The sequence below is a fragment of the Pseudomonas sp. S3(2024) genome, assembly GCF_036861315.1.
Taxonomy (GTDB): domain Bacteria; phylum Pseudomonadota; class Gammaproteobacteria; order Pseudomonadales; family Pseudomonadaceae; genus Aquipseudomonas; species Aquipseudomonas putida_A.
This window is the reverse complement of record NZ_JAZAQQ010000013.1, coordinates 23,521-37,091: the sequence shown is the minus strand read 5'-3', so window position 1 is coordinate 37,091 and position 13,571 is coordinate 23,521. Positions and strand designations below refer to the sequence as shown.

Sequence of the window (13,571 nt, the reverse complement as noted above, 5' to 3'; positions counted from 1 at the left end):
CCCCGATGCGTGTAGCCCTTTACCAATGTCCACCGCTGCCCCAGGAACCCGCCGCCAACCTGCATCGCCTGCAGCAACTGGCGATGGAGGCCAAGGGTGCCGACCTGCTGGTGCTGCCGGAAATGTTTCTGACCGGCTACAACATCGGCGCCGAGGCAGTCAGTACGCTGGCCGAGGTCTACAACGGTGAATGGGCGCAACAGATCGGTCGAATCGCCAAAGCCGCCGGGCTGGCAATTGCTTACGGGTACCCCGAGCGCACGGCCGATGGGCAGATCTACAACGCCGTGCAGTTGATCGACGCGCACGGCGAGCGCCTGTGCAACTACCGCAAGACCCATCTGTTCGGCGACCTGGATCGTTCGATGTTCAGCACCGGCGAAGATGCGTTTCCGGTGGTCGAGCTCAACGGCTGGAAGCTCGGTTTCCTGATCTGCTACGACCTGGAGTTTCCCGAGAACGCGCGGCGTCTGGCGCTGGCCGGCGCCGAGCTGATTGTGGTGCCGACGGCGAACATGATTCCGTTCGATTTCGTCGCTGACGTTACCGTGCGTTCCCGTGCCTTCGAAAACCAGTGTTACGTGGCGTACGCCAATTATTGCGGGCAGGAAGGCGAGATCCACTATTGCGGACAAAGCAGCATCGCCGCGCCGGACGGCAGCCGTATCGCCCAGGCCGGACTCGATGAAGCATTGATCGTCGGTGAGCTGGATCGACAGTTGATGGCAGATTCCCGCGCCGCCAATCGCTACCTCAACGACCGTCGTCCCGAGCTTTACCACGCGTTGAACAAGCGCTGACCCCACCCAATCCGCTAGCATTGGCACTTCACTGTTCTGGAAGTGCCCATGCCTGCGCCGACTCACCCCCGCCCCCACACTGAAACCCTGGCCAACGGCTTGCGCGTGACCCTGCGTCAGGTGCCCGGCTTGAAGCGCAGTGCCGCTGCGTTGCGGGTGGCTGCCGGTAGCCATGATGTGCCACTGGAGTGGCCGGGACTGGCGCATTTTCTTGAGCATTTGCTGTTTCTCGGCACTGAGCGTTTTTCTGCGAGCCAGGCGCTGATGGCCTACGTGCAAAGTCACGGTGGGCAGGTGAATGCCAGCACCCGCGAGCGCACGACAGACTTCTTCTTTGAATTGCCGACCGCTGCCTTCAGCGCCGGGCTTGAGCGTATGTCAGACATGCTCGCCCAGCCGCGTATGAATCCGCACGATCAGTTGCGCGAACGGGAAGTGCTGGACGCGGAATTCGTCGCGTGGTCGCAAGATCCGACGGCTCAGCAGGAACTGGCGCTGTACGAGGGATTGCCGGCCGCACATCCGCTGCGCGGGTTTCATGCGGGAAATCGCGACAGCCTGAAAGTTGAGTTACCAGCGTTTCAACAGGCGCTGAAAGATTTCCACCGGCAGTTTTATCGCACCGGACAAATGACGCTGAGCCTGGTCGGGCCGCAGAGCATCGAGGAATTGCGCGTACTGGCGCAGCAGTTCGCCGCCGTGCTGCCGGCTGGGGATAAGGTCGAGCAAGCAGCGCCGCTGCCATTGGCGGTAAAAAGTTATCAACAGGTCGGCGAGCGAAGCAGCCATCTGTTGTTCGCTTTCGAAGCACTGCCCGACTCGTCCGCCGAAGCGCTGGCGTTTCTCTGCCATTGGCTGAACAGCGCCAAGCCCGGCGGTTTGCTCGTCCATTTGCAGCAACACCGCCTCGCGGATAGTTTGAAAGCCGTGCCGCTGTATCATTTCGCCGGGCAAGCGCTGCTGCACCTGCAATTCACCGCCCCCGCCGAATCCCTCAGCGTCATTGGTGAACAGCTGCTGGACTGGTTGAGCTTCTTTGCCGCGCAACAGGACTGGGCAGCGCTGCGCGGGGAATACGCCAAACTGCTGGAACGTCAGCAGCAAGTCAGTGGCGCACTGCAACTGGCGCGGCTCGACAGTGAACAACGCGAAAACGGTCTGTCGGAAAACGGCGTCGTTGCGCTCAAACAGATTCTGCGCGACATCGGCGTTGTGGATAACTTCAGCGACCATTGGCACCTGCCTGCCGCCAATCCTTTTCTAGGCTCCAACGAGCCGCTGGCCAACGCCGGCCTGATTCGCGGCCAGACCAGCGCCCATCGTGGCTTGCGGACTTTCGCTCAGGATCGCTCGCGCGGTCGGCGTGAGCGTTCGCCGATGCAATTCAGCCAGGCGTTGCCGGATCATACCGACCACGGCGCAATTTACTTGCGTTGGCAAACGCAGGCGGCGGCCGGCACAGATCTGCAAGGCAAGTTGCGACGCAGTCTGTGGGAAACGCAGGAAGACGCGCGGCAGGCCGGCGTCGAATTGGCGTTCAGCGCCACCGGCACGCAGTGGCTGCTGAAACTGACGGGCTTGCAGGAGCCGATGCCCAGTGTCCTCGAACACGCGCTGAAATGTCTGACGCAAATTGACGCCGATTCAGCGAGCGTAGAGCCAGAAGCGCCGTTGATACCGATCCGCCAGTTGCTCAAGGCGTTGCCTGAATATTGTCTGTCATCGGCCGTCGAGTCGAACGACGTCAAACAGCTGTGGACAACTTCGCGCTGGGACGGACTGGCCCTTGGCCTCAACGCACAGACGCAATCAGCCATGGGCCTGGCCCTGAGCCGCATCCCCGGCACACCGGACAATCAATTGCCGGCAGCGACGGCGATCAACCCGCAACATCTGTGGAGCCACATCGACACCGCGTCCAGCGAGCATGCGTTGCTGCTGTTCTGCCCGAGCACCGGCCGCGAGATCGCCGACGAAGCCGCCTGGCGCTTGCTCGCGCAGCTGTGTCAGACACCGTTCTATCAACGCCTGCGAGTCGAATTGCAATTGGGCTACGCGGTATTCAGCGCCTTGCGACAGATGCATGGCCAGAGTGGATTGCTGTTCGGTGTGCAGTCGCCGAATACTGCGCCCGTTGAGCTGCTTGGGCATGTCCAGCAGTTCCTCGAGGGCATTCCTGCGCTGATCGAAAACCTCGATGAAGAGGACTTCAACCAGCAACGCCAGTCACTCGCGGATCAGTTCGATGAGAGTCATCTGTCCGGCAAAGACGCCGCCGAGTTGCTGTGGCAGGCCAAGCTCGCCGGCCACTCGTCGGATTATCTGGCGCAACTGCACACAGCCATGGGTCAACTGAAACGCTCAACATTGCTGGACGCAGCGCAGCGCTTGCTCAACCCCAAGGGCGGCTGGCGCTGCCTGGCCAGCGAATCGTCACCCGGCGCGCCGTGGCAAGCGACAAAATGATCATTACCAAGGCTGCAAGGAGCTTTCTCAAAGATTCACGGGCAATACCGTTGAAATTTTGAGTAACATAGCAGCCTAACTATTTGGAACATCCCTGCGCTGCCGTGGACTATAACTATGGACAGCGCTATCCCACCCACCCAATGAGGAGTCACCCTATGTCCTGGACAAAACCGGCTTACACCGACCTGCGTATCGGCTTCGAAGTCACCATGTACTTCGCCAGCCGCTGAGTTCTGCCTACGCAGACTTGCAGTGCAACGCCTCGGCTCGCCGGGGCGTTTTATTTTCAGCGTTGAAAGATGGGAGCGTTCATGTTCGTCCAGATTCTGGGTTCGGCCGCCGGTGGCGGATTTCCGCAGTGGAACTGCAACTGCGTCAATTGCGCTGGCTTTCGCGGCGGCAGCCTGAATGCCAAGGCCCGCACCCAATCGTCCATCGCAATCTCCGATGATGGCGTGAACTGGGTGCTGTGCAACGCTTCGCCGGACATCCGTGCGCAACTGCAGAGCTTCGCCCCGATGCAACCGGGCCGTGCACTGCGCGACACCGGCATCAGCGCGATCATCCTGATGGACAGCCAGATCGACCACACCACCGGCCTGCTCAGCCTGCGCGAAGGCTGCCCGCATCAGGTCTGGTGCACGGACATGGTTCACGAAGATTTGAGCACCGGTTTCCCGCTGTTCAAGATGCTGACCCACTGGAACGGCGGGCTGAACTGGAACCGCATCGAGCTCGACCAGAGCTTCACCGTTGCGGCCTGCCCGAACCTGCGCTTCACCCCGCTGCCGTTGCGCAGCGCGGCGCCGCCGTACTCGCCGCACCGTTTCGACCCGCACCCGGGCGACAACATCGGCCTGATCGTCGAAGACCTGAACACCGGCGGCAAACTGTTCTATGCACCGGGGCTGGGCAAGGTTGATGCGCCATTGCTGGAGATCATGGCCGGCAGTGATTGCCTGCTGGTGGACGGCACGCTGTGGGATGACGATGAAATGCAGCGCCGTGGCGTCGGCACCCGCACCGGTCGCGAGATGGGCCATCTGGCGCAGAACGGCCCCGGCGGCATGCTCGAAGTGCTGGAGCAGTTGCCCGAGCAGCGCAAGGTGCTTATCCACATCAACAACACCAACCCGATTCTCGATGAAGAATCGCCGGAGCGCGCGGAGCTGGCGCGGCGTAATGTTGAAGTGGCGTTTGATGGCATGAGTATTGTGCTGTAAGCCTTTGAGACCGCTGCGCGGTCTATCGCGAGCAGGCTCACTCCTACATTGGAATGCGATCACCTGTAGGAGTGAGCCTGCTCGCGATAAGGCCGGCACAGACACCAGATATTTCTAGGGTTGTTCCCCCGGAGAACCGCAATGACCGACACCCCGCTGTCCCCCGCCGAATTCGAAGCGGCCCTGCGCGCCAAGGGCGCCTATTACCACATCTACCACCCGTATCACGTGGCGATGTACGAAGGCCGTGCCACCCGCGAGCAGATTCAGGGCTGGGTCGCCAACCGCTTCTACTATCAGGTGAACATCCCCCTGAAAGACGCGGCGATCCTCGCCAATTGCCCGGATCGCGAGATTCGCCGCGAGTGGATTCAACGCCTGCTCGACCACGATGGCGCCCCCGGTGAAGACGGCGGCATTGAAGCCTGGCTGCGGCTCGGTCAGGCGGTCGGCCTCGACCCGGATCAACTGCGCTCCCAAGAACTGGTGCTGCCCGGCGTGCGTTTCGCCGTCGATGCCTACGTCAATTTCGCTCGCCGCGCCAGTTGGCAGGAAGCCGCCAGCAGCTCGCTTACCGAACTGTTCGCGCCGCAGATCCACCAGTCGCGTCTCGACAGCTGGCCGCAGCATTACCCGTGGATCGACCCGGCCGGTTACGAATATTTCCGCACTCGCCTGGGTCAAGCGCGGCGCGATGTCGAGCACGGTCTGGCGATCACGCTCGAGCACTACAAGACCCGCGAGGGTCAGGAGCGCATGCTGGAAATTCTCCAGTTCAAACTGGACATTCTTTGGAGCATGCTCGATGCCATGAGCATGGCTTACGAACTGAACCGCCCGCCGTATCACAGCGTCACCGAGCAGCGGGTCTGGCACAAAGGAATCACCCTATGAGTTTTGATCGCAGCAAGATCCCGACCTGGCGCCCCGGCTACCGTTTCCAGTACGAACCGGCGCAAAAAGGTCACGTGCTGCTCTACCCCGAGGGCATGATCAAGCTCAACGACAGCGCCGCGCTGATCGGCGGATTGATCGACGGTGAACGCGATGTCGCGGCGATCATCGCCAAACTCGACGAGCAGTTCCCCGGCGTGCCCGAGCTCGGTGAAGACATCGAGCAATTCATGGAGGTTGCCCGTGCGCAGCACTGGATCGAACTTGCCTGAGGCATCGGTGCAAGTACCGCCAAAACCTGAAGTCGGCCTGCCGCTGTGGTTGCTCGCCGAGCTGACCTACCGCTGCCCGCTGCAATGCCCGTACTGCTCCAATCCGCTGGACTTCGCCGAGCAGGGTAAAGAGCTGAGCACCGAGCAGTGGATCAAGGTCTTCCGCGAAGCGCGGGAGATGGGCGCGGCGCAACTGGGCTTTTCCGGTGGCGAACCGCTGGTGCGTCAGGACCTCGCCGAACTGATCCGTGAAGCGCGACAGTTGGGTTTCTACACCAACCTGATCACTTCCGGCATCGGTCTGACCGAGCAAAAAATCAGCGACTTCAAAAAGGCTGGTCTCGATCACATCCAGATCAGTTTCCAGGCCAGCGACGAGCAAGTGAACAACCTGCTCGCCGGCTCGAAAAAAGCCTTCGCGCAGAAACTGGAAATGGCTCGCGCGGTGAAGGCCCACGGCTATCCGATGGTGCTGAACTTCGTCACCCACCGACACAACATCGACAAGATCGACCGCATCATCGAGCTGTGTATCGCGCTGGAAGCCGACTTCGTCGAACTCGCCACCTGCCAGTTCTACGGCTGGGCGCAGCTCAATCGTGTCGGCCTGTTGCCGACCAAAGAGCAACTGGTGCGCGCCGAACGCATCACCAACGAATACCGCGCCAAACTGGAAGCCGAAGGGCATCCGTGCAAGCTGATTTTCGTCACCCCGGACTACTACGAAGAACGCCCGAAAGCCTGCATGAACGGCTGGGGCAGTATTTTTCTGACGGTTACCCCGGACGGCACTGCCCTGCCCTGTCATGGTGCCCGACAGCTGCCGGTACAATTTCCCAATGTGCGCGACCACAGCATGCAGCACATCTGGTACGACTCGTTCGGCTTCAACCGCTTTCGCGGTTACGACTGGATGCCCGAGCCGTGCCGCTCGTGCGACGAAAAGGAACAGGATTTCGGCGGCTGCCGCTGTCAGGCGTTCATGCTCACAGGTGACGCGAGCAATGCCGACCCGGTGTGCAGCAAATCCGAACATCACGGCGTGATCCTTGCGGCCCGCGAAGAAGCCGAGACCGCCACTCAGACCATCGAACAACTGGCCTTCCGTAATGAACGAAACTCACGCCTCATCGCCAAGGGCTGAGCCTTTCAGCGCCGCCCAGGCTGTCGCCGCCGGAATGGATTTCGCCGAACTGCAACTCGGTGCCCGCGGTTTGTTCTGGAATGAATATCGCCCCGAAGATGCTGCGTGCCGGATCTGGCACTGGCGAGACGGCGCGGCGAAATGTCTGACGCCGGATGGCTTCAGCGTGCGTAGCCGGGTGTACGAATATGGCGGTGGCGCGTTTTGTCTGACGCCGGACGGGGTGGTTTTCGTCAATGAGGCGGATCAGCAGTTGTATCGGCAGACGCTGGATGGCGCGCCCGAGGTGCTGACTTCTGGCGAGTGTCGTTATGGCGATCTGCATTTTACTTTCGGCCAAGTGCTGGCGGTCGAGGAACTGCGCGACCAGCATCGGCTGGTAGCGATTGATCTGGCCGACGGCACCCGGCATTTGCTGGCTGAAGGTGCGGATTTTTATGCAGCACCGGTGATCAGCCCGGACGGTTCGCGATTGGCCTGGATCGAGTGGAGTCGGCCGCATCAGCCTTGGACATCCACGCGATTGATGGTGGCCGAGCGTCTGGCTGAGGGTGGCTTTGGCGCACCGCGTTGCGTGGCGGGGGCTGACCTTGAAGAGTCGATCCAGCAACCGCGGTTCGACGCTAAAGGACGTTTGTTGTGCCTGACCGATCGCGGCGGCTTCTGGCAGCCATGGGGCGAAACGTCCGACGGCTTGCAGCGACTGCCCTGCGCCGAAGCCGACCATGCGCCGGCACCCTGGCAAATGGGTGGCTGCACCTGGTTGCCGGTGGACGATTCATTTCTGGCAAGCTGGAGCGAAGGCGGTTTTGGACGCCTGGCGCTAGACAGCGAAGACTTTACCGGCGACTACAGCCGCTTCCGCCATCTGGCGCTGGATCAGCAATTCATCTACTGCATTACCGCCTCGCCGATCAGCCCTTCGGCGGTGATCGCCATCGATCGCACGACCCACTCGGTGCAAGTGCTGGCCGGTGGTGTTGCACCTCTGCCGGCGGAGCGCATCAGCCGTCCGCAGACCTTGCGCTACCCGAGCGGCAGCGGTGAGGCTCACGGCTTCTTTTATCCGGCGATGAACGACGAAGCCCGGCCGCCACTGGTGGTATTCATCCACGGCGGCCCGACCTCGGCCTGCTACCCGATGCTCGACCCGCGCATTCAGTACTGGACGCAGCGTGGTTTCGCCGTCGCCGACCTCAACTATCGCGGCAGCAGCGGTTACGGTCGCAAATATCGTCAGGCGTTGCATCTGAGTTGGGGTGAGGTGGATGTCGAGGATGCTTGCGCGGTGGTGGCGTATCTGGCCGAGCAAGGTCTGATCGACGGCGAGCGCGCGTTTATCCGCGGCGGCAGCGCCGGGGGTTACACCACGTTATGCGCGTTGGCGTTTCAGCAGGTGTTCCGCGCGGGCGCCAGCCTCTATGGCGTCAGCGACCCGGTGGCACTGGCCCGGGCAACCCACAAATTCGAAGGTGATTATCTCGACTGGCTGATCGGCGATCCCGAACAGGATGCCGAGCGCTACGCCGCCCGCACGCCGCTACTGCATGCGAGCAACATCCGTGTGCCGGTGATTTTCTTCCAGGGTGAACTGGATGCGGTGGTGGTGCCGCAACAGACCCGCGACATGGTCGCGGCGCTGGAGCAAAACGGTATCTCGGTCGAGGCGCATTACTACGCCGACGAACGCCATGGTTTCCGTCGCGCCGCCAATCAGGCGCATGCGCTGGAGCAGGAGTGGCGGTTTTATCGGCGGGTGATGGGGTTGGCGGACTAAACACCGCATTTACATTTCAAAATAGCGGTGCCCCTATCGCGAGCAGGCTCACTCCTACAGTTGACCGTGTTCACAACACAAATCCCCTGTGGGAGTGAGCCTGCTCGCGATGGCTTTTTATCTGACTCGGCGATACTCAGCGCTTGGCGATGATGTACACCGCATGCACGATCCCGGGAATGTAGCCGCACAGCGTCAGCAGAATGTTCAGCCAAAACGCCCCGCCGAACCCGACCTGCAGAAACACACCCAGTGGCGGCAACAGAATGGCGATGATGATACGAATGAAGTCCATGGGTCAGCTCCTGAATGGGGGTTGGCTCACATGAGCCATACACGCTAATCGACCTGCGCCGTTCGTCAGGGTTCAGTGCAAACGCCATTTGATCGCCACCATCGGGCACAAAAAAACGCCCCACGCCAAAAGAATCAGGCGTGGGGCGTGCGTTATACCGCGAGACGGTTCTTCAAATCGGGTAGGAAACTTCAGCTCAGACGGCAATCCCTTTGCGGCATTGCAGTTGCGCGGTACGCACTCGCGAGAAGGCGCGGGCCAGGCGCAGGAGCATTTCGTCGATGTTGGCCTTGCTGACGCTGAGTGCCGGGGTGAAACGCAGGCAGTTGGCTTGCGGCGCGTTGAGCAGCAGGCCTTCATGCAAGGCGGCTTTGACTACGGCATCGGCGGAATCCTCTGACAGGCTCAATCCCCAGAACAGACCTTGACCACGCAGTTCGCCATGCCCGTAGCGGTGTGCCAATCGAGCTAGACCTTCGCGCAGGTGCTGGCCGAGGTCTTTGACCTGCTCGAGAAATACCCGATCCTGCACGCTATCAAGCACCACCAGACCGGCCGCTGTCATCAGCGCGTTGCCGTGATGGGTGCCGCCCAGTTCACCGGCGTCAAAACAGCAGGCCTTGCCACGGGCCAATAACGCCGCCAGAGGAACACCGCCGCCGAGGCCTTTGCCGAGCACAACGATATCGGCGCGCACGCCGTAGGACTGTTCGGCGAGCAATGTGCCGCAGCGCCCGATGCCGGTCTGCACTTCGTCGAGGATCAGCAAAATGCCCAATTCTCGGCACAGACGCTCGACGCCTTTGAGGTAATGCTCGGTGGCCGGAATCACCCCGGCATCGCTCTGGATCGGTTCGAGCATGATTGCCACGGTTTGCGCATCGACGGCGGCATGTAACGCAGGCAAGTCATTGAACGGCACCAGATCGAAACCCGGCAGCAACGGTGCGAAGCGGTTGTGCAGGTTGCAACTGTCCGACGCGGAAATCGTTGCCAGGCTGCGGCCATGGCAACCCTGCTTCGCAACAATGATCCGCGAGGCGCCGCCACGATGCAGTTGGCCCCATTTGCGCGCCAGTTTGATCGCCGCTTCACAGGCCTCGCTGCCGCTGTTGAGCAGGTAAGCCTGATCGCTGGAGGTGCTGGCGCACAGGCGCTCGGCAAGGCTGAGCATGCCGCGGTTGTGCAGATTGAAACCGGGATTGATCAACGCCTGGGCCTGACTGGCGATGGCTTTGACCAGCGCCGAAGGGCTGTGGCCGAGGCTGTTGGCGCCGCCGGCCTGGGAGAAGTCGAGATAAGCGCGGTCGTTGCTGTCCCACAACCAGGATCCCTGGCCACGCACGAAGACCTGCGCCGGTCGCTCGACGCTGGGCATCAGTCGCTCGGCATTCAGGCTATCGCCTGCCTGGGGTGGACCGGCCTCGAAAGCGAGGTCATCGAGACTCGGCGCCTGACGCCGCAGACTGAACAGATTCATTGCAAAAAACCTCGCTTGAGGTTTTTTGAACCGCCTATGCAAACACTGTCGAAGCAAACGCTATTCATCGCGCTCTCTGGCCCTGTAAGCCTTGTGATTGCGGTTAGACTAGGCTCACTGACGGCTTCGGGCCATTTCGATTTACCAGCATTTTCGATAAGCATTACTTATGGATTTCAAACAACTGCGTTATTTCGTCGCGGTCTACGAAGAGGGTCATGTCGGCCGGGCCGCCGAACGCCTGTCGATTTCGCAACCGGCGCTGTCGCAGCAGATTCGCCAGCTCGAACAGAACCTCGACGTCACGCTGTTCGAACGCAGCAGCAAACGCCTGTTGCCAACCCTTGCCGCGCACACGCTGTACAACCACGCCCTGCCGCTGCTCGACGGTTTGCAGCGGGCGCGGGAAGCGCTGGGCAACTTCAAGGGGCAGGCCTTGCGCACGCTGGCGATCGGCGTACTGCAAACCGTGCACACCAGCCTTGTGCCGCAAATGCTCGAACGGGTGCGCAAGGCGCAGCCGCATCTTGTGGTGCAGATCTATGAACTGACGGGGCTGGAGATCGAGCGCCGTTTGCTCAACGGCTCACTGGACATCGGCATCAGCTACCTGCCGCCGCGCCAACCGGGGCTGCATGGCGTGATGTTGTATGAAGATGAGCTGACGCTGGTCATCCCGGCGGATCACCCGCTGCGTGAATTCAAGAAGGTCTCGATGCGGCAGGCAGCGGAATTGCCGATGTTGCTGCTGGGCGAAGAGTTTCAGATCCGGCAGATCTGGCAGGCGCAACTGACCAGCCTGGGTCGGCGCCCGCAAGTGCAGGCCGAGCTGAACAATATGCTGGGGATTCTCGACAGTCTGCCGCACACCAAACTGGCGACGGTGCTGCCCGGGCGTTCACAGAAGGAATACGACGATGAGGATCTGTTGTGGAAGCCGTTGAGCGAACCACGGGTGCCGCTGAAGGTTGGGCTGGTGTGCCGCGATGTGCAACGCCAGCAGGCGTCTTTGGCGTTACTGCGCACATTGCTGGAAGAAGTGATTCAGCGTGAAGACAAACCGCTAAAAGCCGCGCCGCCACTGGATCCGCTGGCCTGAAAACTTTTCTGCAGGCAAAAGAAAACCCCGCCGAAGCGGGGCTTTGCAGACTGTTTCCCTGACATCCATTTCACTCCGCCACCCTGGCAGAATCCTACGTGTCCGTGTTGTTGCTTTGCGCTTCCTGCGCGACGTCCATGAGTTGTAGATTAGCTGTGGATCCAATCTACGCATATGGGAGAACAGCAGCACGTCATGTAAGAGAATGCTTACATGACGTTACATCATCAGAACTGCTCAGCATTCAGCAGGAACAGCGACTCGCTGCCAGCCTTCACCGATGCGCTCAGCGAGTGGATACGCGGCAGCAGACGGGCGAAATAGAAGCGTGCGGTACCCAGCTTGCTGGCGTAGAAATCCTCCTGGGCTTCTTTGCCTAGCGCGGCTTTCGCCATCAGTGCCCACATGTAGGCATAAGCGGTGTAGCCGAACGCTTGCAGATATTCGACCGAGGCCGCGCCGATTTCGTTCGGATTGGTTTTCGCCCGATCCAGCAGCCACGCCGTCAGCTCGTCGAGGGTGCTGACGGCATCGTTCAGCGGCTTGGTGAATTCACCGAGGTCAGCGCTGGCGGTCGCGGTGAAGTGGCGGATCTCGTCAGCGAACAGCTTGTAGAACGCGCCACCGCTGCCGACGATCTTGCGCCCGACCAGGTCCAGCGCCTGAATGCCGTTGGTGCCTTCGTAAATCTGGGTGATGCGCACGTCACGCACCAGTTGCTCCTGACCCCACTCGCGGATGTAGCCGTGGCCGCCGAAAATCTGCTGGCCGTGCACGGTGGTTTCCAGGCCCAGGTCGGTGAGGAATGCCTTGGCCACCGGAGTCAACAGCGCGACCAGATCTTCTGCGCGCTTGCGGGTGGTCGCGTCTTCGCTGAACTTGGCGGTGTCGAGTTGCATCGCCACGTAAGTGGAGAAGGCGCGACCGCCCTCGTTCGAGGCTTTCATGGTCAGCAGCATGCGACGCACGTCCGGGTGAACGATGATCGGGTCGGCAACCTTGTCCTTGTTCTGCGCGCCGGTCGGCGAACGGCTCTGCAGACGATCGCGCGCATATTCGACGGCGTTCTGATAGGAACGCTCACCGCTGGCCAGACCTTGAATACCGACGCCCAGACGCTCGTAGTTCATCATGGTGAACATCGCCGCCAGGCCCTTGTTCGGCTCGCCGACCAGATAGCCCACAGCTTCATCGAAGTTCATCACGCAGGTCGCGGACGCCTGGATGCCCATCTTGTGTTCGATCGAACCGCAGTTCGCCGGGTTGCGCGCGCCCAGGCTGCCATCAGCATTGACCATGAACTTCGGCACCAGGAACAGCGAGATGCCTTTCGGGCCAGCAGGTGCGTCCGGCAGTTTCGCCAGCACCAGGTGGATGATGTTCTCGGTCAGGTCGTGCTCACCGCCGGTGATGAAGATCTTGGTGCCGCTGACCTTGTAGGAACCGTCGGCCTGCGGTTCGGCCTTGGTGCGGATGATGCCCAGGTCGGTGCCGGCGTGCGGCTCGGTCAGGCACATGGAACCGGCCCAGATGCCGGCGTACATGTTCGGCAGGTACGCGGCCTTCAGCTCTTCGCTGGCGTGGGCGTTGATCGACAGGCAGGCGCCGGCGGTCAGCATCGGGTACAGGCCGAACGACAGACTGGCGGAGTTGACCATCTCTTCGACCTGCGCCGAGACAGCCTTGGGCATGCCCATGCCGCCGTAGGCCGGATCGCCACCGACACCGACCCAGCCGCCTTCAGCGTAAGTCTGATAGGCCTGTGGGAAACCGGCCGGGGTGCTGACGGCGCCGTCCTTCCAGTGGCAGCCTTCTTCGTCGGCCGCACGGCTCAGTGGCGCAATGCTTTTGCTGGTGACCTTGCCGGCTTCTTCGAGAATGGCTTCTACGGTTTCCGCATCGACAGTCTCGGCCAAGGCCGGCAGTTCAGCCCAGAGTTTGGCGACTTCGAATACTTCATTGAGGACGAAGCGCATATCGCGCAGCGGCGCTTTGTAGTCAGCCATGGCAAACCTCGCAAGATCTAAACAGGTGATTCGTGGAAGAGTGTTTTCGTTGAGGCCGAGTGTACCTCAACAACTTTTGCGACACATAGGGTCAACCGGTGACTGATTTGTT

Annotated in this window: 12 protein-coding genes; 9 read left to right on the top strand and 3 right to left on the bottom strand. The window is 61.1% G+C overall.

Features of this window, described 5'->3' with window-relative positions; translation table 11 throughout:
• Nucleotides 1-5: 5 nt before the first annotated feature.
• The 8 genes from VLA07_RS24490 (at nucleotide 6) to VLA07_RS24455 (ending at nucleotide 8,579) form a co-directional block, all read left to right on the top strand.
• The gene (locus VLA07_RS24490; RefSeq protein ID WP_333992016.1) at nucleotides 6-800 is read left to right on the top strand and encodes a carbon-nitrogen hydrolase family protein; all 795 of its coding nucleotides are present in this window, start codon (nucleotides 6-8) and stop codon (nucleotides 798-800) included.
• Nucleotides 801-848: 48 nt separating this feature from the next.
• The gene (gene pqqF / locus VLA07_RS24485; protein ID WP_333992015.1) at nucleotides 849-3,266 is read left to right on the top strand and encodes a pyrroloquinoline quinone biosynthesis protein PqqF; all 2,418 of its coding nucleotides are present in this window, start codon (nucleotides 849-851) and stop codon (nucleotides 3,264-3,266) included.
• A 158-nt stretch (nucleotides 3,267-3,424) separates the two neighbouring features.
• Complete coding sequence (pqqA, locus tag VLA07_RS24480) at nucleotides 3,425-3,499, top strand: pyrroloquinoline quinone precursor peptide PqqA (RefSeq protein WP_003422658.1); 75 nt, start codon at nucleotides 3,425-3,427, stop codon at nucleotides 3,497-3,499.
• A gap of 81 nt (nucleotides 3,500-3,580) precedes the next feature.
• Nucleotides 3,581-4,492 carry a pyrroloquinoline quinone biosynthesis protein PqqB gene (gene pqqB, locus VLA07_RS24475; RefSeq protein WP_333992014.1) on the top strand — a complete coding sequence of 304 codons (912 nt, stop codon included), beginning with the start codon at nucleotides 3,581-3,583 and terminating at the stop codon, nucleotides 4,490-4,492.
• Between the two features lie 141 nt (nucleotides 4,493-4,633).
• The gene (gene pqqC, locus VLA07_RS24470; RefSeq protein ID WP_042606685.1) at nucleotides 4,634-5,386 is read left to right on the top strand and encodes a pyrroloquinoline-quinone synthase PqqC; all 753 of its coding nucleotides are present in this window, start codon (nucleotides 4,634-4,636) and stop codon (nucleotides 5,384-5,386) included.
• Complete coding sequence (pqqD, locus tag VLA07_RS24465; RefSeq protein WP_003228880.1) at nucleotides 5,383-5,658, top strand: pyrroloquinoline quinone biosynthesis peptide chaperone PqqD; 276 nt, start codon at nucleotides 5,383-5,385, stop codon at nucleotides 5,656-5,658. Before pqqC ends, pqqD begins: the two co-directional genes overlap by 4 nt.
• Nucleotides 5,630-6,802 (top strand): pyrroloquinoline quinone biosynthesis protein PqqE, encoded by a 1,173-nt coding sequence (gene pqqE / locus VLA07_RS24460; protein ID WP_333992011.1) that lies wholly within the window; start codon nucleotides 5,630-5,632, stop codon nucleotides 6,800-6,802. Before pqqD ends, pqqE begins: the two co-directional genes overlap by 29 nt.
• The gene (locus VLA07_RS24455; protein WP_333992009.1) at nucleotides 6,768-8,579 is read left to right on the top strand and encodes a S9 family peptidase; all 1,812 of its coding nucleotides are present in this window, start codon (nucleotides 6,768-6,770) and stop codon (nucleotides 8,577-8,579) included. Before pqqE ends, VLA07_RS24455 begins: the two co-directional genes overlap by 35 nt.
• A 136-nt stretch (nucleotides 8,580-8,715) precedes the next feature.
• Here the strand turns inward: VLA07_RS24455 and VLA07_RS24450 are convergent, their stop codons facing one another.
• Together VLA07_RS24450 and VLA07_RS24445 are read right to left on the bottom strand one after the other, a co-directional pair.
• Nucleotides 8,716-8,874 (bottom strand): YqaE/Pmp3 family membrane protein, encoded by a 159-nt coding sequence (locus VLA07_RS24450; RefSeq protein WP_003228885.1) that lies wholly within the window; start codon nucleotides 8,872-8,874, stop codon nucleotides 8,716-8,718.
• 196 nt (nucleotides 8,875-9,070) lie between these two features.
• Nucleotides 9,071-10,354, bottom strand: coding sequence for an aspartate aminotransferase family protein (locus tag VLA07_RS24445; RefSeq protein WP_098965931.1), 1,284 nt, complete (start codon nucleotides 10,352-10,354; stop codon nucleotides 9,071-9,073).
• Between the two features lie 169 nt (nucleotides 10,355-10,523).
• Here VLA07_RS24445 and VLA07_RS24440 point away from each other — a divergent pair, with 169 nt between their 5' ends.
• Entirely contained in the window at nucleotides 10,524-11,453 is a 930-nt protein-coding gene (locus VLA07_RS24440; protein WP_135296700.1) for a LysR family transcriptional regulator, read from the top strand.
• A 227-nt stretch (nucleotides 11,454-11,680) separates the two neighbouring features.
• Here VLA07_RS24440 and VLA07_RS24435 read toward each other — a convergent pair whose 3' ends face one another.
• On the bottom strand, nucleotides 11,681-13,459 hold the full coding sequence (locus VLA07_RS24435) for an acyl-CoA dehydrogenase C-terminal domain-containing protein (protein WP_096796670.1): 1,779 nt from the start codon (nucleotides 13,457-13,459) through the stop codon (nucleotides 11,681-11,683).
• Nucleotides 13,460-13,571: the final 112 nt, after the last annotated feature.